The organism is Providencia sp. CIM-Carb-044, from assembly GCF_033901115.1.
GTDB classification, from domain to species: domain Bacteria; phylum Pseudomonadota; class Gammaproteobacteria; order Enterobacterales; family Enterobacteriaceae; genus Providencia; species Providencia hangzhouensis.
On the sequence record NZ_JAXADV010000021.1, the window covers coordinates 1 to 24,066 of the forward strand.

General features: G+C 42.7%; 22 protein-coding genes. 2 read left to right on the forward strand and 20 right to left on the reverse strand.

Translation table 11 applies throughout. The annotated features are described in order from the left end of the window. Positions 1 to 254: 254 nt before the first annotated feature. The 19 genes from cpoB to sdhC form a co-directional block, all read right to left on the reverse strand. Positions 255 to 1,046: a cell division protein CpoB gene (cpoB, locus tag SJ312_RS21740; protein WP_004256777.1), complete on the reverse strand. Its 792-nt coding sequence runs from the start codon at positions 1,044 to 1,046 to the stop codon at positions 255 to 257. A 22-nt stretch (positions 1,047 to 1,068) separates the two neighbouring features. Further along, entirely contained in the window at positions 1,069 to 1,566 is a 498-nt protein-coding gene (gene pal, locus SJ312_RS21745) for a peptidoglycan-associated lipoprotein Pal (RefSeq protein WP_004909091.1), read from the reverse strand. Between the two features lie 44 nt (positions 1,567 to 1,610). Next, positions 1,611 to 2,903 carry a Tol-Pal system beta propeller repeat protein TolB gene (gene tolB, locus SJ312_RS21750; RefSeq protein ID WP_004256782.1) on the reverse strand — a complete coding sequence of 431 codons (1,293 nt, stop codon included), beginning with the start codon at positions 2,901 to 2,903 and terminating at the stop codon, positions 1,611 to 1,613. A 146-nt stretch (positions 2,904 to 3,049) separates the two neighbouring features. Continuing rightward, positions 3,050 to 4,168, reverse strand: coding sequence for a cell envelope integrity protein TolA (tolA, locus tag SJ312_RS21755; RefSeq protein ID WP_004256784.1), 1,119 nt, complete (start codon positions 4,166 to 4,168; stop codon positions 3,050 to 3,052). Between the two features lie 51 nt (positions 4,169 to 4,219). Continuing rightward, complete coding sequence (tolR, locus tag SJ312_RS21760; RefSeq protein WP_004256786.1) at positions 4,220 to 4,642, reverse strand: colicin uptake protein TolR; 423 nt, start codon at positions 4,640 to 4,642, stop codon at positions 4,220 to 4,222. An 18-nt stretch (positions 4,643 to 4,660) separates the two neighbouring features. Continuing rightward, positions 4,661 to 5,344 carry a Tol-Pal system protein TolQ gene (gene tolQ / locus SJ312_RS21765; protein WP_004256787.1) on the reverse strand — a complete coding sequence of 228 codons (684 nt, stop codon included), beginning with the start codon at positions 5,342 to 5,344 and terminating at the stop codon, positions 4,661 to 4,663. After that, a complete protein-coding gene (ybgC, locus tag SJ312_RS21770) occupies positions 5,341 to 5,736 on the reverse strand; it encodes a tol-pal system-associated acyl-CoA thioesterase (protein WP_004256789.1) in 396 nt (131 codons plus the stop codon). Before ybgC ends, tolQ begins: the two co-directional genes overlap by 4 nt. 134 nt (positions 5,737 to 5,870) lie before the next feature. Further along, entirely contained in the window at positions 5,871 to 6,158 is a 288-nt protein-coding gene (ybgE, locus tag SJ312_RS21775; RefSeq protein WP_004256791.1) for a cyd operon protein YbgE, read from the reverse strand. A 5-nt stretch (positions 6,159 to 6,163) separates the two neighbouring features. Beyond that, positions 6,164 to 6,277: a cytochrome bd-I oxidase subunit CydX gene (cydX, locus tag SJ312_RS21780; protein ID WP_004256792.1), complete on the reverse strand. Its 114-nt coding sequence runs from the start codon at positions 6,275 to 6,277 to the stop codon at positions 6,164 to 6,166. Positions 6,278 to 6,288: 11 nt separating this feature from the next. Further along, on the reverse strand, positions 6,289 to 7,428 hold the full coding sequence (gene cydB / locus SJ312_RS21785) for a cytochrome d ubiquinol oxidase subunit II (RefSeq protein WP_096865175.1): 1,140 nt from the start codon (positions 7,426 to 7,428) through the stop codon (positions 6,289 to 6,291). 14 nt (positions 7,429 to 7,442) lie between these two features. After that, the gene (cydA, locus tag SJ312_RS21790) at positions 7,443 to 9,011 is read right to left on the reverse strand and encodes a cytochrome ubiquinol oxidase subunit I (protein ID WP_004256799.1); all 1,569 of its coding nucleotides are present in this window, start codon (positions 9,009 to 9,011) and stop codon (positions 7,443 to 7,445) included. Positions 9,012 to 9,852: 841 nt separating this feature from the next. Beyond that, a complete protein-coding gene (gene sucD / locus SJ312_RS21795) occupies positions 9,853 to 10,725 on the reverse strand; it encodes a succinate--CoA ligase subunit alpha (RefSeq protein ID WP_004256808.1) in 873 nt (290 codons plus the stop codon). After that, positions 10,725 to 11,891 carry an ADP-forming succinate--CoA ligase subunit beta gene (sucC, locus tag SJ312_RS21800; protein ID WP_004256812.1) on the reverse strand — a complete coding sequence of 389 codons (1,167 nt, stop codon included), beginning with the start codon at positions 11,889 to 11,891 and terminating at the stop codon, positions 10,725 to 10,727. The genes sucD and sucC overlap by 1 nt, the downstream gene beginning before the upstream one ends. 132 nt (positions 11,892 to 12,023) lie before the next feature. Beyond that, on the reverse strand, positions 12,024 to 13,235 hold the full coding sequence (odhB, locus tag SJ312_RS21805; RefSeq protein ID WP_004256815.1) for a 2-oxoglutarate dehydrogenase complex dihydrolipoyllysine-residue succinyltransferase: 1,212 nt from the start codon (positions 13,233 to 13,235) through the stop codon (positions 12,024 to 12,026). A gap of 14 nt (positions 13,236 to 13,249) precedes the next feature. Continuing rightward, the gene (gene sucA / locus SJ312_RS21810) at positions 13,250 to 16,063 is read right to left on the reverse strand and encodes a 2-oxoglutarate dehydrogenase E1 component (protein ID WP_004256820.1); all 2,814 of its coding nucleotides are present in this window, start codon (positions 16,061 to 16,063) and stop codon (positions 13,250 to 13,252) included. Between the two features lie 498 nt (positions 16,064 to 16,561). After that, positions 16,562 to 17,278 carry a succinate dehydrogenase iron-sulfur subunit gene (locus SJ312_RS21815; protein WP_004256824.1) on the reverse strand — a complete coding sequence of 239 codons (717 nt, stop codon included), beginning with the start codon at positions 17,276 to 17,278 and terminating at the stop codon, positions 16,562 to 16,564. Positions 17,279 to 17,313: 35 nt separating this feature from the next. Further along, positions 17,314 to 19,080, reverse strand: coding sequence for a succinate dehydrogenase flavoprotein subunit (sdhA, locus tag SJ312_RS21820; protein ID WP_004256829.1), 1,767 nt, complete (start codon positions 19,078 to 19,080; stop codon positions 17,314 to 17,316). After that, complete coding sequence (gene sdhD / locus SJ312_RS21825; RefSeq protein ID WP_004256832.1) at positions 19,081 to 19,425, reverse strand: succinate dehydrogenase membrane anchor subunit; 345 nt, start codon at positions 19,423 to 19,425, stop codon at positions 19,081 to 19,083. Then, positions 19,419 to 19,808 (reverse strand): succinate dehydrogenase cytochrome b556 subunit, encoded by a 390-nt coding sequence (gene sdhC, locus SJ312_RS21830; RefSeq protein ID WP_004256840.1) that lies wholly within the window; start codon positions 19,806 to 19,808, stop codon positions 19,419 to 19,421. Before sdhC ends, sdhD begins: the two co-directional genes overlap by 7 nt. A gap of 672 nt (positions 19,809 to 20,480) precedes the next feature. Between sdhC and SJ312_RS21835 the strand changes: the two genes are divergently transcribed. Then, positions 20,481 to 21,767: a citrate synthase gene (locus SJ312_RS21835; RefSeq protein WP_004256842.1), complete on the forward strand. Its 1,287-nt coding sequence runs from the start codon at positions 20,481 to 20,483 to the stop codon at positions 21,765 to 21,767. 85 nt (positions 21,768 to 21,852) lie between these two features. Here SJ312_RS21835 and SJ312_RS21840 read toward each other — a convergent pair whose 3' ends face one another. Then, positions 21,853 to 22,614 carry an AraC family transcriptional regulator gene (locus tag SJ312_RS21840; RefSeq protein WP_004256845.1) on the reverse strand — a complete coding sequence of 254 codons (762 nt, stop codon included), beginning with the start codon at positions 22,612 to 22,614 and terminating at the stop codon, positions 21,853 to 21,855. 129 nt (positions 22,615 to 22,743) lie between these two features. Between SJ312_RS21840 and SJ312_RS21845 the strand changes: the two genes are divergently transcribed. Further along, a complete protein-coding gene (locus SJ312_RS21845) occupies positions 22,744 to 23,877 on the forward strand; it encodes a multidrug effflux MFS transporter (RefSeq protein ID WP_319868354.1) in 1,134 nt (377 codons plus the stop codon). The last annotated feature ends 189 nt before the right edge of the window (positions 23,878 to 24,066 follow it).

The window sequence follows — 24,066 nt, forward strand, 5'->3', positions numbered from 1 at the left end:
GTCGTGCAGGATTCGAACCTGCGACCAATTGATTAAAAGTCAACTGCTCTACCGACTGAGCTAACGACCCATCTAAAACTAAATTTCTTTCTGTTTTTCGAGATTTTCGGCTAACCGTATTCTCGTATCAACGGCGGCTTATATTACTGATTTCTGACGAGGGTGCAATGATTTTTTTGCAAAAAAAGATTAAACGCACACTTATCATACTGATAACCCCGAAATATTCGGTAATATTGCTTCGGGGCCATAAATTAAAGTGTACTCAGCTTTTTTTCGGCTAATTTTGAACCAGCACTGTTTGGATATTGTTTCAATACCTGTTGGTAAACAGCTTTCGCTTTATCTTTTTGTCCCTTATCTTGCATGATCAGCCCAACTTTATATAAGGCTTCGCTGCTTTTTTGGGATTTAGGATACTGCTTAACTACAGTGGCGAAATAAAAAGCAGCATCGTCTTTGCTACCTTTATTGTAGTTTAACTGCCCCAGCCAATAGTTGGCGTTAGATTGATACCCAGACTTAGGGTAGGCTTTAATAAAACCTTGTAATGCACCTATTGCTTGGTCAATTTGAGCTTTGGATTTGCTTTCCATCGCTAATTTGACTGCAGCATTGTAATCATCTTTCTCATTTCCACCTGTATTGGCCGCTGCCGTAGGTGTCGCTGAGGAAGATGATCCATTTGATGCGCTAGTGTCAGGTGTTGCTGTATCGCCTGAAGTTGCTGAATTACCACCGCCCGCATTGTCTAATTGCATGTATAAATCTTTCTGACGCTCAATGACTTGATTCAATTTGTATTCACTTTCTTGAATCTGACCACGTAACATGTCGATATCGCGTTGATTGTCAGCGAGTTGCTGTTGAATTTGATACAGAATTTGACCTTGAGAGCTAACTGCTGTCTCAAGTTGGGTAAGGCGATCTGCTGTTGAACCAGATCCGACATTGTTGATTGGCGCTTGGGCAATAGCGGCCCAAGGGGCCGCTACGCCAACCAATAACGACAGACCGACTAGTAAGTGTCTGAAGTTACTGTTCATAATAGATAATTTCGCTTATCTATTAGTATGCAATGACTGCACGACGGTTTTTCGCGTAGTCTGCTTCAGTGTGACCTAACACAGCTGGTTTTTCTTTACCGTAAGAAACCAGTGAAACTTGGTCACCAGAAACACCTTTGCTTTGCAGGTACATTTTAACTGCATTAGCACGACGCTCGCCCAGCGCGATGTTATATTCTGGAGTACCACGCTCATCCGCATGACCTTCAACAACAACACGTACAGATGGGTTGCTACGCAGGAATGCTGCGTGTGCATCTAACATTTCAGCGTACTCTGGAGATACGTTGTATTTGTCAAAGCCAAAGTAAACAGTGTTGTTTTGTTGCAGCTGTTCCATTTGCTGACGTGCCAGCTCTTCCGCAGACAGACCAGTATTAGTTTGGTTAGTAGAAGTATCTACGCCATCTTGGTCATTGTTTTTGTTAGAGCTACAAGCTGCGACTGCCATGATTGGTAACGCGATCATCAGCCCTTTAAGCACTTTATTCAGTTGCATCGTTTTGATCCTTAATATTTTTTGCCACACATTATTATTATGCATCACAGATACGGCGACCAGGCAGGAAATTTAACCTGTCCATCGGTAGCCGGAAGACGCGCTTTGAAACGCCCGTCGGTCGAAACTAGCTGCAATATAGTCCCCAAGCCTTGAGAGGAGCTATAAATTACCATAGTGCCGTTAGGTGCGATACTCGGCGTTTCATCTAGGAACGTTTTCGTTAAAAATTCAACGTTATTCGTTGCCAGATCTTGTTTGGCGACATGTTGCTGACCGCCACCGGAGCTGACCATCACTAAGAAAGTACCATCCGGGCTAACATCAGCGTCCTGATTTTGTGTTCCTTCCCAGGACACACGCTCAGGGCTGCCACCATTAATATTCATTTTATAAATCTGCGGACGTCCTGCCTGATCTGAAGTATAGACTAAAGTTTGGCTATCTGGCATCCAGCTTGGCTCGGTATTGTTACTACGACCATCGGTTACCTGACGAATTTGCCCACTCGCTAAGTCCATTACATATAAATTCAAGCTGCCTGTTTTAGACAATGCAAATGCCAGTTTAGTCCCATCCGGAGAGAATGCAGGTGCCCCATTGTGACGAGGGAATGATGCTACCTGACGAACCGCTCCTGTCGATAAGGTTTGAATGACAAGTGCTGAACTGCCGCTTTCAAATGTAACATAAGCCAGTTTTTCACCATCTGGTGACCATGCTGGCGACATCAAAGGTTCTGGTGAACGGTGAACCGTAAACTGGTTAAAACCGTCGTAATCAGAAACACGTAATTCATATGGATACTGACCGCCTTTGTTGACAACAATATAAGCAATACGTGTACGGAATGCACCACGAATACCTGTCAATTTTTCAAAGACTTCATCACTTGCAGTATGCGCTGCATAACGTAACCATTCTTTTGTTACTTTATATTGGTTCTGAGATAAAACAGCACCTGGGTTAGCCGCGACATCAACTAACTGATAGCTAACAACAAAGCTACCATCTGCTGCAGGCTGTACTTGCCCCACAACAACTGCGTTAATACCTAACGCTGTCCACGCTTCAGGAATCACTTCAGAAGCGGTACCCGGTTGTTGAGGCATACGGCTTGGTTCGATAGGGTTAAATTTCCCGCTATTGCGTAAATCAGCACCGACTATTTGGCCGACTTCTTGTGGTGGTGCACCGGCACCTGACCATTTAAACGGAACAACACCAATAGGTTGAGCTGAGTTAACACCTTCAGTGATCTCAATACGTATTTCAGCCTGAGCCACTGTCGCCCATAGCATTAGGAACCCTAAAACTACTTTAAAAGCCTGCTTCATTCTTATCTCCCTTACTGCGGATTATTTACTACCGCAATAATTCGCTGAATTTTAACAAAGGTATAATAACAAAACTAGATACCACACAAACTATTTATGCTATTGCCTTAATAATATCAATACAGACTGCTCTGAGTTATTGAATATTAAGGTTTAAACACAACCGTGCTACCTGCTTTATTAAACGTATCATAGACTTCTCTGCTAGGTGGTTTAGGCATCGTTGCAAGTTTTGCTGCTCGGATTGCTGCATCACAGAGTGCCGCGTCATTGGCCGGGCTATTTTTTGGTGTAATACTCACCAATAACCCATCTGGCGCGAGCTTCAATTGAAGTTCACAAGTACGCCCACGGAAAGTATCTGAATCATAAAACTTACTTTGGATAGCCGCTTTGACTTTACCAGCATAGCTGTCCACATCAGCATTGGATGCCCCTGATTTTTTACCGCCACCTTTTCCAGCCGCAGCTTCGCCACCTTGCTTGCTAGGGCCTGATGCCGTTAAATCACCAAGCAAATCGTCAACGGAAGCCGCATTTTTTGCAGCCTCAGCCTTAGCTTTTGCCGCTTTGGCTTTCGCTTCTTTATCTGCTTTTTCTTTGGCTTCCTTATCGGCTTTAGCTTTAGCTTCTTTCTCAGCTTTTACTTTAGCGTCCTTTTCTGCTTTTTCCTTGGCTTCTTTTTCGGCTTTCTCTTTAGCTTCTTTTTCAGCTTTGGCTTTCGCCGCTTCTGCTTCTTTCTGAGCTTGTGCCTCAGCTTTCGCCTTTTCAGCGGCTTGCTCTTTAATTAATTTTTCTTTTTCTGCTTTCGCTTTCGCGGCAGCTTCTTCAGCTATTTTTTGCTCTTCCTTCGCTTTTTTAGCCGCTTCTAACGCTTTCTTCTGTTGTTCTTCGGCTTGCTTTTGTTGCTCCGCCGTTGCACGCTCAGTTTTAATACGCTCTTCTTCAAGCTGCTGAAGACGCTTTTGTTCCTTTTCTTGCTGCTCTCTAAGCTCAGCCTCTTGCTTTTGTTCTTGCTCTTTACGCTCTTTCGCCGCTTGTCTGACGTTATTTTGCTGCCTTTGCATTTCTTCATATTGCTCAACAACCACGCCAGGGTCAACCATCACCGCATCGATGACAGTTCCCTCTTCTCCGCCACCACCAAGTTTGACGACGGAAACTAAAGAGCCTATAACAATCAAGCCGATCAATAGGACGTGCAATACAATTGACATCACTAATGATCGATTTAAGTTATCTTTTTTCTCTTTTGTCTTTCCCACTCTGGTATCCAAAAAAAGAATTGTGACTTATTCAAACGACAATAACCCAGCCTAAATAGGCTGAGTCATCAAGCCAACCGATTTTATCCCTGCGCTGTGTAATATATTCAGCGCCTTAATCACTTCTTCATAAGGGACTTCTTTTGCTCCACCAATCAAGAAAATCGCTTTTGGATTTTTCTCTAATTGAGATTTTGCTTCTGCCGCAATTTGCTCTGGTGGTAACAATTCTAAAACCTCACCATCAAGACGCATATTATATTGGCCAACCCCCGACACTTCTAAAATAATCGGTGGGTTATCACTTGATGAGACGGTTTGTGTATCTGTTGCATCCGGCAATTCAACTTCCACACTTTGAGAAATAATCGGTGCTGTTGCCATAAATATCAGCAACAGTACCAACAATACGTCCAGTAATGGAACAATGTTGATTTCGGATTTCAGCTCACGTCTGCGACTTGTGCGCGCCATTCGCTTATCTCCCCCGTCTTATTTCTTATCAGCAGAGAAAGCTTGACGATGCAAGATGGCTAAAAACTCTTCCATAAAGTTATCGTAGTTTTGCTCTAATTTGCTGACACGTAAGTTCAAACGGTTAAATGCCATAACTGCAGGGATCGCTGCAAACAAACCAATTGCGGTTGCAATCAATGCTTCAGCAATACCCGGTGCAACCATTTGTAATGTTGCTTGTTTTACCGCGCCCAATGCAATAAATGCATGCATAATCCCCCAAACGGTACCAAATAAACCAATATAAGGGCTAATTGAGCCAACAGTACCTAAAAATGGGATATGCGCTTCAACTGATTCAAGTTCACGATTCATTGAGATACGCATTGCACGAGAAGCGCCCGTGACTACCGCATCTGGCGCATGAATATTCGCTTGGTGTAAACGAACGAACTCTTTAAAACCAGAATGGAAAATTTGTTCGGCACCACTCAATTCATCACGGCGAGCTTGGCTTTCTTTATATAAGCGCGATAACTCGATACCTGACCAGAACTTATCTTCAAATGCTTCAGCCTCACGAGTTGCCGCATTTAAAATTTTCGTTCTTTGAATAATGATCGCCCATGATGCGATAGAAAAACCGATCAAAACGAACATAATGAGCTGAACCAAAAGGCTCGCTTTAAGGAATAAATCCAGGATATTCATGTCAGTCACTGTTTAAACTCCGCGACAATAGACTTAGGAAGCGCAATCGGCTTCATTTTTGATGTGTCCACACAAGCAATAAGGGCATTTGCCCCACAAAGCAGGTTACCTTGTGAATCAACTAACCTTTGCTGAAAAGTTAATGAAGCGCGTTTCATTTCAATAATTTGCGTTTCAACTTCCAGCAGGTCATCTAGCTTAGCGCCTTTGACAAAATCAATTGTCATGCTTCGCACAACGAAGCCAAGGTTTTCAGCAAGCATACTTTGTTGATTGATACCTTTATTTCGCAGCATTTCGGTTCTTGCTCGCTCAAAAAAGGCTAAATAGCGTGCATGATAAACAACACCGCCCGCATCTGTATCTTCATAATACACGCGAACAGGCCAGCGAAATAACATAACAATCACTCCGTCTTAGGTTAAATTAATTAACGGTGCCACTATACGCAAGACAGTGCCAGTTTGGAATCACTTTGAAAGTAAAGATATCAAAAATAATTATGGGTCCATTGACCCATAATTAGCAATTAGAATTATCTAAAGACCTGAAAAAGTCCCCAAATAAGAATGATGGCAGCTGGCAATGGATGGAAAATTGCACGGAAGATAACTTTTTTAGGTTTAAAACCCACACCAAAAATCATCGCGGTACATGTTGCCCATATTAACAACAGCCCTTGCCATATCTGAAATGAACTCGTTTTCGCAGCAAATAGGGTTGGATCCCACATGACTGCACCTGCAGTTACTAAAGCTAAAATAAGGATAAGGGCCCTTATCGGCCCCTTATCCAATAGCTGATAGGTTTTATCCACCAGCATTTTTATTACTCACCATCTTTAGCTGTTTTAGAGTCTTCTGAGTGCTCTAATGCTAATGCTGCAATCACTGCAAAACTACAAGCTAACAGCGTGCCGAGGATCCAGGCGAAATACCACATAGTTATGCTCCTTAATACAGTGAGTGCTTGTTGCCTTCGATGAAGTTTTTGTCCAAACGACCGAACATTTTATAGTAACACCATGCGGTGTATGCCAGTACGATTGGAACAAAGATAATAGCAACAACAGTCATCACTTGCAGTGTAAACAAGCTAGATGTTGCATCCCACATGGTCAAACTTGCGTTTGGCATGATGCTTGAAGGCATGATGAATGGGAACATTGCTACACCACAGGTTAAAATGATACAAGCGATAGTTAATGAAGAACTCACAAACGCCCAACCATTTTTGTCTGCTTTACTAAACAGCATTGTGACTAACGGTAGTGCTACACCCAGAGCAGGCAACGCCCACAGAATTGGGTAAGTGTTGAAATTAGTCAACCAAGCACCTGATTCAACTGCGACTGTCTTGTTTAGTGGGTTAGAAACACTCAATGTATCGATAGTTGAAGTAACAACATAACCATCAATACCCATTACTAACCAAACACCTGCGCCTGCGAAAGCAACTAAAGTAACTAATGCACAGATATAAGTCGCTTTACGAACACGTAGGTACAGTTCACCCGTGGTACGCATTTGCAAATAAGTTGCACCTTGCGTCACAATCATCATTAAGCCGACAACACCCGCTAACAGACCATATGGATTTAGCAGACCAAACAGGTTACCTGTATAAGTCAGGTACTGCTGGTTATCAATTTGTAGTGGAACACCTAATAACAGGTTACCAAACGCAACACCGATAACTAATGGTGGAACGAAACCACCAATAAACAGACCCCAGTCCCACATATTACGCCATTTTGGGTTCTCCAGTTTTGAACGGTAGTCGAAACCAACCGGACGGAAGAACAGTGCTGCTAATACCAAAATCATAGCGACATAGAAGCCGGAGAATGCCGCAGCATAAACTTGTGGCCATGCAGCGAACATAGCACCACCCGCGGTGATTAACCAAACTTGGTTACCATCCCAGTGCGGTGCAACTGCGTTAATCATGATACGGCGTTCAGTATCTGTTTTACCTAAGATAGGTAATAAGAAGCCAACGCCCATGTCAAAGCCATCTGTGACAGCAAACCCAATCAGTAATACACCGATAAGGATCCACCACACAAATCGAAGAACTTCATAATCAAACATAAGTGGACTCCTATTTACTGAACGTCGTGTGCAGAAGTGTTTTTCTGTTCAAAGTGGTAACGACCGGTTTTCAGGCTACTTGGCCCTTTACGAGCGAATTTGAACATTAAGAACATTTCAGCAATTAAGAACAGTGTGTACAGACCACAGATCAATACCATAGAGAAGATCAGGTCATGGGTTGTCAAGTTGGAGTGTGCAACCGAAACCGGTAACACTTCACCAATTGCCCATGGCTGACGACCATATTCAGCAACGAACCAACCCGATTCAATTGCAATCCATGGTAATGGAATACCGAGTAGTGCAATACGCAGCAATAGTTTATTTTGACCAATACGGTTACGAACTACTGACAGGAATGCCCAGCCAATAATCAACAGTAACAGGAAGCCAACACCAACCATGATACGGAATGCCCAGAACAGAGGCCCAACGTTAGGAATACTATCTTTCACTGCTTTTTGGATTTGAGCTTCAGTTGCATCAACAACATTTGGTGCATATTGTTTTAACAGAAGACCATATCCAAGATCTTTTTTGCTTGCTTCGAATGCCGCACGCAGTTCAGGATCTTTATTACCTGCAAGAAGTTCTTGTAACTGACCGTATGCAATCATACCGTTACGAATGCGAACTTCGTGTTGTTTCATTAGGTCTTTCAAGCCTAAAACAGGTGTGTCGACAGAACGGGTTGCAATGATACCCATCGCCCAAGGAATCGAGATAGCAAATTTATTTTCTTGTTTCTCGGTATCTGGCCAAGCGATTAAGTTAAACGCGGCTGGAGGAGCATGAGTTTCCCACTCAGCTTCAACGGCTGCAAGTTTCGTTTTTTGTACGTCACCCATTTCGTAACCTGATTCATCACCAAGAACGATAACAGATAGAACCGCTGCAATACCAAAACTTGCCGCAATTGCAAAAGAACGCTTAGCAAAAGCAACATCACGACCTTTAAGCAGGTAGTAAGAGCTAATACCTAAGATAAACATTGCACCGGTACAATAACCTGCAGCAACTGTGTGGACGAATTTAACTTGTGCGACTGGGTTCAAGACTAGCTCAGAGAAGCTAACCATTTCCATACGCATGGTTTCAAAGTTGAAATCAGCAGCGATTGGGTTTTGCATCCAACCGTTCGCGACCAAAATCCACAAAGCAGAGAAGTTAGAACCTAAAGCAACTAACCATGTTACAGCAAGGTGTTGTTTTTTGCTTAAACGATCCCAACCAAAGAAGAATAAACCAACAAAGGTAGATTCTAAGAAGAACGCCATCAAACCTTCGATTGCAAGAGGTGCACCGAAGATATCTCCAACGTAGTGAGCGTAGTAAGACCAGTTAGTACCGAATTGGAACTCCATGGTCAAACCCGTTGCAACACCCAGAGCAAAGTTAATACCGAATAACTTACCCCAGAACTTAGTCATATCTTTATAAATTTGTTTGCCTGACAGTACATATACCGTTTCCATGATCGCAAGCAAAAACGCCATACCTAGCGTTAATGGTACGAACAGGAAGTGATACATCGCAGTTAAGGCAAACTGTAATCGTGACAGTTCGACAATATCAAACATCTTGACTCCTTGCTCCTAGCAGGAAGACACCGACTTGCGGCAACCCAGCTTCCAGTTTTAAATACTTAGAAAGCCTCTTAACTACCAGCAAAAAATGCCTCAAAACAACAAATAATTAACAAAATTAAAAGAACAAACGTTACTATAATAATAGTACGCCTATCTTCACACACAATAAACTTCTTTTACGTGACTCAGATTTGAATTCTGAATTTACATCAATAATTATACCCTTTAATAGAAAACCGAGTATTTGATCGAGCACCAATTTAAGCAATTTGAACAAATAAAGCCAGAGGCAATGAATTGATTTACGTCAATTTTTTTCCTGTTGTTAATTGATATACCTGTCAGTCAATTAATGGTTATTTACTTGTTAAAATGCTGTTATTGATAATGATACAAATGTTCTTAATTTTTCCAAAGATTAACAAAAAATATAATCATTGAATTAAAGCCTCGAAAAAAGAATATTTAATTTGTAATAGTATCTTATTTTAAACTTATTATGAATTTTATTAATATAGCCGTTTTTATCAACTAAGCGGTTATATTGGTTTAATTGAATTGCCGTCAATATTATAAAATTGACATGCCGCAATTTTGCTATTTTTTGCACAAAATGCGATTAGCGCCTCCCCTACTCGTCTAATTGCCCCTCATTATCAATTTTCCTTCATATAAGCCTGTAATACGCATTTTTAAGTATAGACACTCTTTTCAGAAAACCGCATAACCACATAAAATTTGTTTGAAATATTTTTGTAAACCATAAAAAAACCCGCGCTCACATGAGCACGGGCTTTCGTCTCTTACTCTTGCTAGTTGCCTAGCGAATCACTTATTTGTTCAGTAATGATTTTACTGCATCACCGATGTCTGCAAGGCTACGAACAGTTTTCACACCAGCCGCTTCTAATGCAGCAAATTTCTCATCAGCTGTGCCTTTACCGCCAGCGATGATTGCACCTGCGTGCCCCATACGTTTGCCTTTTGGTGCAGTTACACCTGCGATGTAACCGACAACAGGTTTAGTGACGTGCTCTTTAATATAAGCCGCCGCTTCTTCTTCTGCGTTACCACCGATTTCACCGATCATGACGATAGCTTCAGTTTGCGGATCCGCTTGGAATAATTTCAGGATATCAATGAAGTTTGAACCTGGGATTGGGTCACCACCAATACCTACGCAAGTCGATTGACCTAAGCCTGCATCTGTTGTTTGTTTAACAGCTTCATAAGTCAACGTACCTGAACGCGAAACGATACCGACTTTACCTGGCATATGGATATGACCAGGTTGGATACCAATCTTACATTCACCCGGAGTGATAACACCTGGGCAGTTAGGCCCAATCATACGAACGCCTGCTTCGTCTAATTTCACTTTCACTGTCAGCATATCCAACGTTGGGATACCTTCAGTGATGGTGATGATCAGTTTAATGCCTGCATCGATAGCTTCTAAAATAGAATCTTTACAAAATGGTGCTGGAACATAGATAACAGAGGCTGTTGCGCCCGTTGCTTCTACAGCTTCACGAACAGTGTTAAATACAGGTAGACCTAAGTGAACAGTGCCACCTTTACCTGGAGTCACACCACCGACCATTTGCGTGCCATAAGCAATCGCTTGTTCTGAGTGGAATGTACCTTGACCACCAGTGAAACCTTGGCAAATTACTTTAGTGTTTTTATCGATTAAAATAGACATTATTTAGCCTCCGCTGCTGCTACTGCTTTCTTAGCTGCATCTGTCAGGCTATTTGCAGCGATGATGTTCAAGCCGCTATCTGCCAGTTTTTTAGCACCTAACTCTGCATTGTTACCTTCTAAACGCACAACTACCGGTACATTTACGCCAACTTCTTCAACTGCACCAATGATGCCGTCTGCAATCAGGTCGCAACGAACGATACCACCAAAGATGTTAACAAAAACCGCTTTCACGTTTTCATCAGAAAGAATGATTTTAAATGCTTCAGTTACACGCTCTTTTGTCGCGCCGCCGCCAACATCTAAGAAGTTAGCTGGTGCGCCGCCGTGTAATTTAACGATGTCCATCGTACCCATTGCAAGGCCTGCACCGTTAACCATACAACCGATGTTGCCGTCTAATGCAACATAGTTCAGTTCCCACTGAGCTGCTTGTGCTTCACGCGCATCTTCTTGTGATTCATCACGCAGTTCACGGATTTCAGGTTGGCGATATAACGCGTTGCTATCGATACCTAATTTACCATCTAAGCAAACTAAATCACCCGCAGTGCTGATAACCAGTGGGTTGATTTCAGCTAATGCTAAATCACGTTCTAGGAATAATGTTGCTAGACCCATGAAAATTTTTGCAAATTGGCTAACTTGTTTGCCAGTTAGACCTAATTTGAATGCTAACTCACGACCTTGGAAAGGCATTGGGCCAGTCAATGGGTCGATAATCGCTTTGTGAATTAACTCTGGGGTCTCTTCTGCGACTTTCTCAATTTCCACGCCACCTTCGGTAGAAGCCATGAACACAACGCGGCGAGTGCTACGGTCAACAACAGCACCTAAATAGAGTTCTTTATCAATGTCAGTCGCAGTTTCAACTAAAATTTGGTTTACTGGTTGGCCATTAGCATCTGTTTGATAGGTAACTAAGTTTTTACCTAACCAGTGTTCTGCAAACGCTTTAACTTCATTGATATCGCTAGTGACTTTCACGCCACCCGCTTTACCACGTCCACCAGCGTGAACTTGGCATTTAATTACCCATGGGCCGTTACCAATTTTTTTAGCTGCATCGACGGTTTCAGCAACTGATGAACAGGCATAACCTGTCGGTGCAGGCATCCCATAACGTGCAAACAACTGTTTTGCCTGGTACTCGTGTAAATTCATGATGTTCTATCCATAATTGAGTCTGAAGAGGCGTTTATTCGCCTCCTGCAATTGTTACTGATTTAGCAACCCGCGAACGGGTTGCATCGGTTACTTCAGACCGGGCAAGTTGTACCCTGCCCTGTTATGTTGCTATACGTCCAGCAGTAAACGAGTTGGGTCTTCCAGCATATCTTTGATAGCGACTAAGAAGCCAACTGACTCACTACCATCGATTAAACGGTGGTCGTAAGACAGTGCTAAATACATCATAGGAAGAATTTCTACCTTACCATTTACAGCCATAGGGCGGTCTTTAATCGCATGCATGCCTAAAATCGCGCTCTGTGGTGGGTTAATGATAGGTGTAGACATCAGAGAACCGAATACGCCACCGTTAGTGATAGTGAAGTTACCACCACTTAAGTCTTCGACAGTTAATTTACCGTCACGACCTTTGACAGCCAGTTCTTTAATTTTCTTCTCGATATCAGCCATGCTCATTGCATCGACATCACGCAGCACTGGCGTTACCAGACCACGTGGTGTTGATACAGCAATACTGATATCGAAATAGTTATGGTAAACCACATCATCGCCATCAATAGAAGCATTCACTTCTGGGTAGCGTTTCAGTGCTTCAACCGCAGCTTTAACATAGAAAGACATAAAGCCTAAACGGACACCATGACGTTTTTCGAATACTTCGCCATATTGTTTACGTAAGTCTTTGATTGGTTGCATGTTGACTTCGTTAAACGTCGTCAGCATTGCAGTCGTATTTTTCGCTTCTAACAGGCGCTCTGCGATACGTTTACGTAAACGAGTCATTGGAACACGTTTTTCACTACGGTGCGCTAATGGCGCTTGTGGCGCTTCTGGTGCTTTCGCCGCAGGTGTCGCAGATTTATTTGCCGCTAAATGTTTTTCAACATCTTCACGAGTTAAACGACCGCCAACGCCAGTCCCTTTGATATCCGCAGGGTTTAAATCGTGCTCTGCAATTAAACGACGAATAGCTGGTGTCAGCGCATCGTTGCTTTCTGTTTCTAAACTTGCAGTTTGACGTTGTGCAGGTGTTGACTCTTGTGCTTCTTTCACTTCAGCTGGAATGCCAGTGCTATCGCCTAAACGAATGCGACCCAGTAACTGCTTAGACAATACTGTTGCACCTTCATCTTCAACGATAGCTTCTAATACACCCGCTTCGCTTGCAGGAACTTCTAAAACGACTTTATCTGTTTCGATCTCAACCAGTACTTCATCACGCTGAACACTGTCACCTGGTTTTTTATGCCATGTGGCAACCGTAGCATCTGCAACGGACTCAGGAAGATCGGGAACAAGAATTTCTACGCTACTCATTTTCTATCCTTTAATTATTCAATGTTCAAAGCGTCATTAACCAGGGCTTTTTGTTGTTCCTGGTGTACGGACGTATAGCCAACTGCTGGAGATGAAGAAGCAGCTCGACCTGCATAACGTAAAGTTGCCCCAGCTGGGATAGCTTCACGGAAATTATGTTGACTGCAATACCAAGCACCTTGGTTTAATGGCTCTTCTTGACACCATACAAAGTCTTTTACATCAGTAAATTGCGCCAACGCTTTTTGGATATCTTCGTGTGGGAACGGATATAGCTGTTCGATACGCACGATAGCAACGTCAGTTTGTTCATTTTTACGACGCTGTTCTAACAGATCGTAATAGACTTTCCCTGAACACAGAACGACGCGTTTCACATTTTTCGGATTGATTTCATCGATTTCACCGATAACTGGCTCAAATGTACCATTAGCCAATTCTTCCATGCTAGAAACCGCTAACGGGTGACGCAGCAGAGATTTTGGTGACATCACAATCAGAGGACGGCGCATGCCACGTAAGGCTTGGCGACGTAACATGTGATAAACCTGAGCTGGTGTTGATGGCACACACACTTGCATGTTTTGGTCAGCACACAGTTGCAGGTAACGTTCTAAACGTGCAGATGAGTGCTCTGGCCCCTGACCTTCATAACCATGAGGCAGTAGCATTACCAGACCACACATACGACCCCATTTTTGCTCACCAGAGCTAATGAATTGGTCGATAACCACTTGCGCACAGTTAGCGAAGTCACCGAATTGTGCTTCCCAAATAGTCAATGCGCGTGGTTCTGTCGTTGCATAACCATATTCGAATGCTAATACGGCGTTTTCAGTCAGAACAGAGTCCCAAACATTAAAAACACCTTGCCCGTTATGGATATTCTGCAGTGGGACGTAAACTGAACCATTCGTTTGATTGTGAATAACTGCATGGCGATGGAAGAATGTACCACGGCCCGCATCTTCACCCGATAAACGTACAGGAACACCTTCATCAACCAATGTTGCGTACGCTAAAGTTTCAGCGGCGCCCCAGTCGAGAAGTTTTTCACCTTTCGCCATTTCGGCACGGTCTGCATAGATTTTCTCAACACGAGATTGCGCAACCACGCCTTCTGGAATAGTACTGACTTTAGTTGCCAGTTCAGTTAGGCGTTTAATATCAACGGTTGATTTGTATGATGCATCCCATTCATGGTTTAAATATGGAGCCCATGTGTATGAGTTCAGACCCATTTCACGGTATTCTTCAACCACACAGTTACCCGCATCTAACGCATCACGATACAGATTAACCATTTCAGTGACATCATTAGCACTTAACACATTTTCTGCAATTAAACGGTCTGCATAAATTTTACGTGGTGTTGGGTGCTGTTTGATTTTTTGATACATCACTGGCTGAGTTGCACTTGGCTCATCCGCTTCGTTATGCCCATGACGGCGATAGCATACTAAATCAATCATAACATCGCGTTTGAACGTGTTACGGAAATCCAGTGCCAAACGTGTTACAAATGCCACTGCTTCAGGGTCATCTGCATTCACGTGGAAAATTGGCGCCTGCACCATTTTAACGATGTCAGTACAGTATTCGGTTGAACGTGTATCTTTTGGATTTGAAGTAGTGAAACCAATTTGGTTATTAATTACGATACGTACAGTACCGCCAACTTCATAACCACGTGCTTGAGACATATTTAATGTTTCTTGCACAACGCCTTGGCCAGTTACTGCTGAGTCACCATGAATGGTAATTGGCAGAACCATATTGCTGCGGCCTTCATCCAGACGGTCACGACGAGCACGTACTGAACCAATAACTACAGGGCTAACAATCTCAAGGTGAGATGGGTTAAATGCTAATGCTAAGTGAACACGAGAACCTGCGGTTTCAAAATCAGAGGAGAAACCTTGGTGATACTTAACGTCACCCGCACTAGAGTGGTCTTTATGTTTCCCCGCGAACTCATCAAATAATTCGCCAGGTTTTTTACCTAAGATATTAACTAGAACGTTTAAACGACCACGGTGAGCCATACCCAAAACAACTTCACGGGTATCTTGCTTGCCTGCGTGGTGGATTAAATCTTTCAGCATTGGGATTAGTGAATCACCACCTTCCAATGAGAAACGCTTGGCACCTGGGAATTTAGCCCCAATGTAACGCTCAAGCCCTTCAGCTGCCGTTAATTCTGCTAAGAAGCGTTTTTTCTCTTCTACTGAGAAAATTTTAGATACGTCTACAGATTCAAGACGCTGCTGAATCCAACGTTTTTCTTCTGTATTTGTGATATGCATATATTCAGCACCGATAGAACCGCAATAAATACGTTTCAGGTGCTCATATAGCTCACTCAGCTTCATGGTTTCTTTGCCAATAGCAAATGAACCCACATTGAAGGTTTCGTTGAAGTCTTCTTTCGTCAGGTTGTGGAATGCTGGGTCTAAATCTGGAACAGATTCACGTTTCCAAAGACCTAACGGGTCAAGATTCGCATTTTGGTGCCCGCGGAAGCGGAACGCATTGATTAATTGCAAAACTTTGACTTGTTTTGCGTCGATAGCTGGATCGCTAACAGAGGTGTGATAACGTGTAGAGTCTTTTGCTAAGCGACGGAAGTAATCGCGCGCTTGGGAGTGGAATTGTTCACCGCTAGTACCTAATGCCGCACCAGGTAGTTGATCAAAAATTGCTTTCCACTCGGCATCGACAGAGTTAGGGTCAGTCAGATAATCTTCATAGAGCTGTTCTATATAAGTCTGGTTCGCGCCTGCCAGAAAGCTTGAATCCAGCCAGTCCTTCATTACGCCGTTCTGCATTGTGATCCCTTAAGCTTTTAAAGCTTTAGTTTTCGCCGTGGTTAACTAATCGCCGCATTTAAGCGACCTCGATAAAGGTTCTCTTGGACGTGCTTTATGCATGTTCTCTCTTTGGGAGGCCCTTTATCAGTAAGGGTTTCCCTTTTAAGGAACCTTTAAAAACTGGCTGCGGTTTTTAAAGGCCCCTATGCTTGGGCTGTCGTCTTCATCTTTTTTTGCAGTTGGCTATTTTTTCTACTTTTTGCTGTTACTTTCTTTGCTTTCACTTTTTTACGCTTTTGTAATGACAACGTTTTAATAAGTACTACTTTTTATGGGTAACAATGTTACTTTCTGACGCTCTTTGTTGGTATTTCGTTTTCGCGCTTTTGTGAGCTTCCGCGCATTTAAATCATGTCATTGTTTTTACTTTACGCGTTTCTTTTAACTTATGTTTTTATTTTGTGCTATTTCATTTTAACCCACAGCACCTGAGCACTGCGGGTTAAATATGCATCATTAAGCACTATGTTTTAGTAACATAGATTTAATATGACCGATAGCTTTCGTTGGATTTAGTCCTTTAGGGCATACATTGACACAATTCATGATGCTATGACAGCGGAAGACACTAAAAGCGTCGTTCAGATCATCTAATCGCGAATCGGTTTCTGTATCACGGCTATCAATTAAGAAGCGATACGCCGCCAGCAAGCCTGCAGGCCCGATAAACTTGTCCGGATTCCACCAGAAAGATGGGCAAGAAGTCGAACAACATGCACACAAAATACACTCATATAAACCATCGAGTTTTTCACGTTGTGCAGGAGTTTGTAAATTCTCACGCGCCGGTGGGTTCTTATTATCATTAATAAGATATGGACGAATTTTTTCATATTGGGTATAGAATTGTGTCATATCGATGATCAGGTCACGTACAACAGGCAGACCTGGTAATGGGCGAATGACAATTTTCTTCCCACCACGGATTAACGCGGATAATGGCGTAATACATGCCAACCCGTTTTTACCGTTCATGTTCAGACCATCAGAACCACATACCCCTTCACGACAAGAACGACGGAAGGATAATGTTGGGTCTTGCTCTTTAATTTGGATTAACGCATCCAGCAACATCATGTCACGCCCTTCAGGAACTTCTAGCGTGTAATCTTGCATACGTGGTGCGTTGTCCACATCAGGATTGTAGCGATAAATCGAAAATTGTAATTTCATAGTTTATTTCTCCGCAACTGGATTAACACCACGCATTAGTAGGTACGAATTTTCGGTGGGAAGGCTTCACGCAGTTTTGGCTGCATGTTGACTTCACGACGCGTCATCGTTTCAGATTGCGGTAAATATAATGAGTGACATAACCAATTCGCATCATCTCGCTCTGGGTAGTCAAAGCGGCTATGCGCACCACGGCTTTCTGTACGGAAGTTTGCAGCTTGTGCCGTTGCATAAGCCGTTTCCATCAAGTTATCCAGTTCTAAACATTCGATACGCTGAGTATTAAACTCAGTCGAGGTATCATCAAGACGTGCATTTTGCAGGCGCTCACGAATCACTTTCAGCTCTTCTAAACCTTTCGCCATTGCATCACCTTCACGGAATACCGAGAAGTTATGCTGCATACAGGTTTGCAGTGCTTTACGGATTTCAGTTGGGTCTTCACCAGTACGTGCACCTTCCCAACGGTTAAAACGAGTCATCGCTGCATCGATATCAGATTCAGACGCATCACGCATTGAACCTTGTTCCATGATGGACTCTTTCAAATGCAGACCCGCTGAACGACCAAATACCACTAAGTCAAGGAGTGAGTTACCGCCTAATCGGTTAGCGCCGTGTACTGATACACAGGCAATTTCGCCGACTGCAAACAAGCCAGGAATGACTTCATCTTCACCTTTTTCGTTATAACGAATGGCTTGGCCTGTAACTTTAGTCGGAATACCGCCCATCATGTAGTGGCAAGTAGGAATTACTGGGATTGGCTCTTTGATTGGGTCAACGTGAGCAAAGGTACGAGATAACTCAAGAATACCCGGTAAACGAGATTCCAGAACTTCTTTTCCTAAGTGGTCCAATTTCAGTTTAGCATGTGGACCCCATGGGCCATCGCAACCACGACCTTCACGAATTTCAATCATGATAGAACGCGCAACAACGTCACGACCCGCAAGGTCTTTCGCATTCGGCGCATAACGTTCCATGAAACGCTCACCGTCTTTGTTCAGCAAGTAACCACCTTCACCACGGCAGCCTTCAGTAACGAGAACACCCGCACCTGCGATACCCGTTGGGTGGAATTGCCACATTTCCATATCTTGTAGTGGAACACCTGCACGAGCAGCCATCCCCACACCATCACCTGTATTGATGTGTGCGTTAGTGGTTGATTGGTAAATACGCCCAGCACCACCGGTTGCTAAAATAGTTGCTTTCGCTTTGAAATAAACTAATTCGCCTGTTTCCATACAAATTGCAGTACAACCTACAATATCGCCATCTTGGTTTTTAACTAAATCAAGGGCATACCATTCAGAAAAAATGGTCGTGTGGTTTTTTAAGTTCTGCTGATACAAGGTATGTAACAGTGCGTGGCCAGTACGGTCAGCCGCAGCCGCAGTACGTGCAGCTTGCTCACCACCGAAGTTTTTAGACTGACCACCAAATGGACGTTGATAAATACTTCCGTCATCAAGGCGAGAGAATGGCAACCCCATATGCTCTAATTCAAGGATAGCCTCTGGCCCTGTTTTACACATGTATTCAATAGCGTCTTGGTCACCGATGTAGTCGGAACCTTTCACGGTATCGTACATGTGCCATTCCCAGTTATCAGGGTGAGTATTACCTAACGCAACAGTAATACCGCCTTGCGCTGAAACAGTATGAGAACGGGTTGGAAAGACTTTTGACAGCAGAGCACATGACAGGCCCAACTGTGAAATTTGCAGTGCAGCACGCATACCTGCGCCACCCGCACCGATAACGATAGCGTCAAACTCTCTGATTGGCAGATTCATTTATGCACCCCACACAACAATTGTTCCGTAAATTAAATAAGCCAACAGACCTACAACGATAGCCAGTTGCAACACTAAACGAATTGCTAAAGGCTTAACGTAGTCAGTCAGCACTTGCCACATGCCAATCCACGCATGGACAAGAATCGAGAACAACGTGAGGATAGTGAATACTTTCGTCACAGAAGAGGCGAAAAAGCCACGCCAGACGTCATAGGTAATGTCATTAATAGCAACAAAACCAACAATGTAGAGTACATAGAGCGCGATGACAATCGCAGAACCACGGATTAATAGCCAGTCCTGGATACCAGTACGGCCTAAAGCTGAAGCATTACTTACCATACTAAAACCCCCGCCAGAATTGCTAAAATCACGGTAATGACAAATGTAATTTTTGCAGATGAGTTACCAGCAGCAAGCGTTTCATCAACACAACCGAAATCCATTAGCATATGACGAATACCACCACAGATGTGGTAAGCCAAAGCCGTCAAGATGCCCCAAAGAATGAACTTAGCAAAAAAGCCAGTCATTATTTCAGACGCGTATTGAAAACCTTCTGGAGAGGAGAGAGATGTCCCTAACAACCAAAGCAGAATACCAACTGCGATGAGAGTAATGACGCCAGAGACACGGTGCAAGATCGAAGATATTGCAGTGATCGGGAAGTGAATCGTCTGCAAATCAAGGTTGACAGGTCTTTGTTTTTTCACAATTTTGCCCACACAGCTCTTTATTATTTTCCATCCTCCGGACCTGGGGTGGAAATCAGACAGCGACAGGGGGTACAAAATGCAACTTAACACAAACTCTAATCCATCATGTTTAAATAAAGTTGCATACTGATCACGCTGGGAACTCCTACTACAGGGTAATCCGGAGACCTGCCGCTAGTATAAAGTCTTCACAATGCCATTACAATTCCCACACAAAATGTTTGGAGACATTTAGCCCGAACAGTGAGAAGGATCACGATTTAAACATTTTGTATAAATGTGCTTATCTTATTTGACAATGATTCAACATTTATCTTACATATAGGTCTGGCAGAATTATCTTAACGGTGCTGTTGACACTTCATCGTAAAAGAAAAAAACGTGAATATTGCAATGTTAAATACTCTTCAATTTGAACTATGATGGGTATTAATAACAAAAGTTATGAAAGTTGTTCCTCTTACCACAAATAATGATATTGTAGGGAAAACAACAAAAAGAACATAACATCTACACACTCATAAACAACCTAACTACATTGTCATCGGTCTCAGATTTCAGGTTTTATGTGATAGCTAGCTGATTTCCAAAGCATACCGGTAGAACAATGCACGAAGACGCAGTATAACGCTGAGCTTCTGGGTTGTTGGGTGTCGATTATCAAGCGCTAAGGAGACCGTAATGGCTGATAACAAAGCTAAGCTAACGACTGGTAGTAAGGGTGATATTGACCTAGATATTTTAAGCCCAACGATTGGTCAAGACGTTATCGATGTCCGAACTTTAGGTTCTAAAGGGTTCTTTACCTACGACCCTGGTTTTACTTCTACTGCATCCTGTGAATCAAAAATCACCTATATCGATGGTGAACAAGGCATTCTGTTGCACCGTGGTTTCCCTATCGATCAACTCGCTACTGAAGCCTCTTATCTCGAAGTTTGTTATATCCTGCTATACGGTGAAGCACCGACTCAAGAACAATATGACGTATTTAAAAATACGGTGACTCGCCACACCATGATCCATGAGCAAATTACTCGCATGCTTAATGGTTTCCGCCGTGACTCACACCCAATGGCTGTATTATGTGGTGTTACAGGCGCACTAGCTGCCTTCTATCACGATGCATTAGACGTGAATAACCCACGCCACCGTGAAATTACGGCTTATCGTCTGCTATCAAAAATGCCAACAGTTGCAGCGATGTGTTACAAATATTCAATTGGCCAACCTTTTGTTTATCCACGTAATGACCTGTCATACGCGGGTAATTTCTTGCACATGATGTTCTCTACACCATGTGAAGAATACACAGTTAATCCTGTTTTAGAACGCGCAATGGATCGTATTTTGATTCTGCACGCCGACCATGAACAAAACGCCTCAACATCGACAGTTCGTACTGCGGGTTCATCTGGCGCAAACCCATTTGCTTGTATCGCAGCGGGTATCGCTTCACTGTGGGGGCCTGCTCACGGTGGAGCTAACGAAGCTTGCTTACGTATGTTGGAAGAAATCCAAACTGTTGAGCACATCCCTGCATTTATCGAGCGCGCTAAAGACAAAAATGACTCTTTCCGCTTAATGGGCTTCGGTCACCGTGTTTATAAAAACCATGACCCACGTGCAACCGTAATGCGTGAAACTTGCCATGAAGTTCTAAATGAACTTGGCTTGAATGACAGCTTGCTGGAAGTCGCTATGGAGCTGGAACGTATCGCATTAAACGACCCGTATTTCATTGAGAAAAAACTGTACCCGAACGTTGACTTCTATTCAGGTATCATCTTGAAAGCAATGGGTATTCCATCTTCAATGTTTACTGTTATTTTTGCCATTGCACGTACCATTGGCTGGATTGCACATTGGAATGAAATGCACGATGACGGCCTGAAAATTGCACGTCCTCGCCAGCTATATACCGGCTATGACAAACGTGAATTCAACTCTGAATTATCAAAAAAATAATATTTAATTAAATCTGAACCCCTACATATGCTAAGGCCTCGAATTTTCGGGGCTTTTTCATGTTTGTTTACCAAAGTCATTTAGCTTACTGCTGCTGATATTCCCTTGGGGTCATCCCACTCATTTTACGGAAAAAACTAATAAACGCACTATCACTTGTTAAGCCAAGTTCTTGAGTAATATAATGATATGGCTTTTCTTGTGCGAGTAATTCAATGGCTTTAATATAACGCCACTGTTGGCGCCATGCTTGATAACTCATTCCTGTTTCTTTAAAAAAAATCCGTGTAATCGTCTTCTCACTCGCACCGATAGTTTGCGCTAATTGGTTTAAATTCGGTGGTAATTGTTCGATATCAACCCCTTTAAAGCGCCTATCTTGCGGTAGTGCTAACAGTGTTGGTTCTAAAGCAGCACTCTGTAATTCATCAATAAATACCGGTAATAAGTTGGCCAAACGCCCCTGCTGCCAATCACTATCAAACGGAGCAATAGCAATACGTTCTAACACTTCCCTTAGCAATGGGGAAATATTTAAAATAACCACATCGTTCCCGATTTCTTTGGCATATTCTTCTGATAAATAAACCGAACGATACCCCACTGATGCCCTCATTTGCGCCCGATGAAGAACAAATGGTGGGATCCAAGCCATTCTACCAGGGGGAAGCAAAGACAGGCGATTTTCCAGTGAAATCCGTATACACCCTTGTTGTGTAAACAAAAGCTGTCCCATTTCATGTTTATGAAAACCTGAGTCATGCTGCCCCAATTTTGCTGCAATTCCCAATACTGGGGCGTGGTACCAGTGAGTTTGAAATTCATCTGTTTGATTTAACCAAGCCATAATGTCTCTTTTTTGATATTTATAGTCTTTATTATTGTAATAAGACAATAAAAATAACACTAAACTGCCTGCTATTAAATCGTTGTATACGATTAGACCCTTTATTTTTAGTAGATTGGCAGGAAAAGTATGAAACATCCTCTCTCATTATGGCTTGCTGTTGCCTTAATGATGTTTCCTCAAATTGTGGAAACCATATACAGCCCCGCTCTCACTGATATCGCCAGTGCTTTCTCAGTAAATGCGGAACAAGCTTCACAAACACTGTCGCTTTATTTCTTTGCTTTTGCATTAGGCGTGGTGTTTTGGGGGCGTATGTGTGACACCTTAGGGCGCCGCCCGACTATTTTGGCGGGTTTATTGATTTATGGTATTGCCTCTGTTGGCGCGTTATTTGTCACACATTTTTATTTATTATTATTAATGAGAATGTTGTCAGCATTTGGCGCTGCCGTAGGTTCAATTGGCACACAAACTACCATGCGTGATAGCTACCAAGGCCATGAATTAGCGAAAGTTTTTTCTATTATGGGAGTTGCTTTAGCAATTAGCCCCGCTTTGGGAATGTTATCTGGTGCTGGGTTAACCAATTTTGGTGGCTATCGTGCCGTTTTTATCGGCTTAGCGATTTTAGCAGCGGTGCTTTTTCTCTGGTCCGCCTGCCGTTTACCTGAGACCAAGCCTGAAAATGTGACGCATATCTCATTTATTGAGACATTTTTACGCATGATTGCAGATAAAGAAATTATTAGAAATGTGATCTTGATTGCATTTTTCAACATTAATTTATTTAGCTATTATCAGCTGGCACCTTTCAGTTTTGAACAATTAATGCTCACTCAACAACAGTTTGGATTAACTGGGATATTATTAGCGCTTGGGGTCGGTTTAGGTTCGATATCAAATCGCTATTTATTGGCTAAAAAACACACATCTGAACAACTTGTTAAGCTATCGAGTATCATTTCTTTAGTTAGTGGCTGCTTAGTTTTTGCTCTAATGGATTCTATTTGGTTTGTTTTACCAGTTATTGGTGTCGTTATTGGTTACGGAATTGCGATCCCGAACATACTTGCCCATGCATTAAACCGTTATGGTGAGCAAAAAGGCACCGCCGGAGCAATTTTAGGTTTATTTTACTACATCGGACTCGCCATCGGTCTAATGGTCGCTGGTTGGAGCCAACACTTAGGTTTAGTACTAACTATTTCGGGTTTGGTGTTGGTTTTTTCGTCACTAAGGTGGAGTAGCCAAGTACACTAAATAAATTTAGAGAAGCCCTTTTAGGTAGCTGTACAGCTCAAAAATTAGCCAGGCAATTATTAAAAATATTTCTGCCTGGCTATTACGGCTAAGCTCACCAGTATAATATGCTTTATTATAGACCCATATACTTATTTTTCTTTGTTAAAGTATGGAACATATTTATCTAAATATTTTGGAGGGCTACTG

Excerpts from the sequence above, each read along its gene's own strand:
- cpoB (WP_004256777.1), bottom strand. The coding sequence starts at position 1,046 with ATGAACAGTAACTTCAGACACTTACTAGTCGGTCTGTCGTTATTGGTT.
- pal (WP_004909091.1), bottom strand. The coding sequence starts at position 1,566 with ATGCAACTGAATAAAGTGCTTAAAGGGCTGATGATCGCGTTACCAATC.
- tolB (WP_004256782.1), bottom strand. The coding sequence starts at position 2,903 with ATGAAGCAGGCTTTTAAAGTAGTTTTAGGGTTCCTAATGCTATGGGCG.
- tolR (WP_004256786.1), bottom strand. The coding sequence starts at position 4,642 with ATGGCGCGCACAAGTCGCAGACGTGAGCTGAAATCCGAAATCAACATT.
- ybgC (WP_004256789.1), bottom strand. The coding sequence starts at position 5,736 with ATGTTATTTCGCTGGCCTGTTCGCGTGTATTATGAAGATACAGATGCG.
- ybgE (WP_004256791.1), bottom strand. The coding sequence starts at position 6,158 with ATGCTGGTGGATAAAACCTATCAGCTATTGGATAAGGGGCCGATAAGG.
- cydX (WP_004256792.1), bottom strand. The coding sequence starts at position 6,277 with ATGTGGTATTTCGCCTGGATCCTCGGCACGCTGTTAGCTTGTAGTTTT.
- cydB (WP_096865175.1), bottom strand. The coding sequence starts at position 7,428 with ATGTTTGATTATGAAGTTCTTCGATTTGTGTGGTGGATCCTTATCGGT.
- cydA (WP_004256799.1), bottom strand. The coding sequence starts at position 9,011 with ATGTTTGATATTGTCGAACTGTCACGATTACAGTTTGCCTTAACTGCG.
- sucD (WP_004256808.1), bottom strand. The coding sequence starts at position 10,725 with ATGTCTATTTTAATCGATAAAAACACTAAAGTAATTTGCCAAGGTTTC.
- sucC (WP_004256812.1), bottom strand. The coding sequence starts at position 11,891 with ATGAATTTACACGAGTACCAGGCAAAACAGTTGTTTGCACGTTATGGG.
- odhB (WP_004256815.1), bottom strand. The coding sequence starts at position 13,235 with ATGAGTAGCGTAGAAATTCTTGTTCCCGATCTTCCTGAGTCCGTTGCA.
- sucA (WP_004256820.1), bottom strand. The coding sequence starts at position 16,063 with ATGCAGAACGGCGTAATGAAGGACTGGCTGGATTCAAGCTTTCTGGCA.
- SJ312_RS21815 (WP_004256824.1), bottom strand. The coding sequence starts at position 17,278 with ATGAAATTACAATTTTCGATTTATCGCTACAATCCTGATGTGGACAAC.
- sdhA (WP_004256829.1), bottom strand. The coding sequence starts at position 19,080 with ATGAATCTGCCAATCAGAGAGTTTGACGCTATCGTTATCGGTGCGGGT.
- sdhD (WP_004256832.1), bottom strand. The coding sequence starts at position 19,425 with ATGGTAAGTAATGCTTCAGCTTTAGGCCGTACTGGTATCCAGGACTGG.
- SJ312_RS21835 (WP_004256842.1), top strand. The coding sequence starts at position 20,481 with ATGGCTGATAACAAAGCTAAGCTAACGACTGGTAGTAAGGGTGATATT.
- SJ312_RS21840 (WP_004256845.1), bottom strand. The coding sequence starts at position 22,614 with ATGGCTTGGTTAAATCAAACAGATGAATTTCAAACTCACTGGTACCAC.
- SJ312_RS21845 (WP_319868354.1), top strand. The coding sequence starts at position 22,744 with ATGAAACATCCTCTCTCATTATGGCTTGCTGTTGCCTTAATGATGTTT.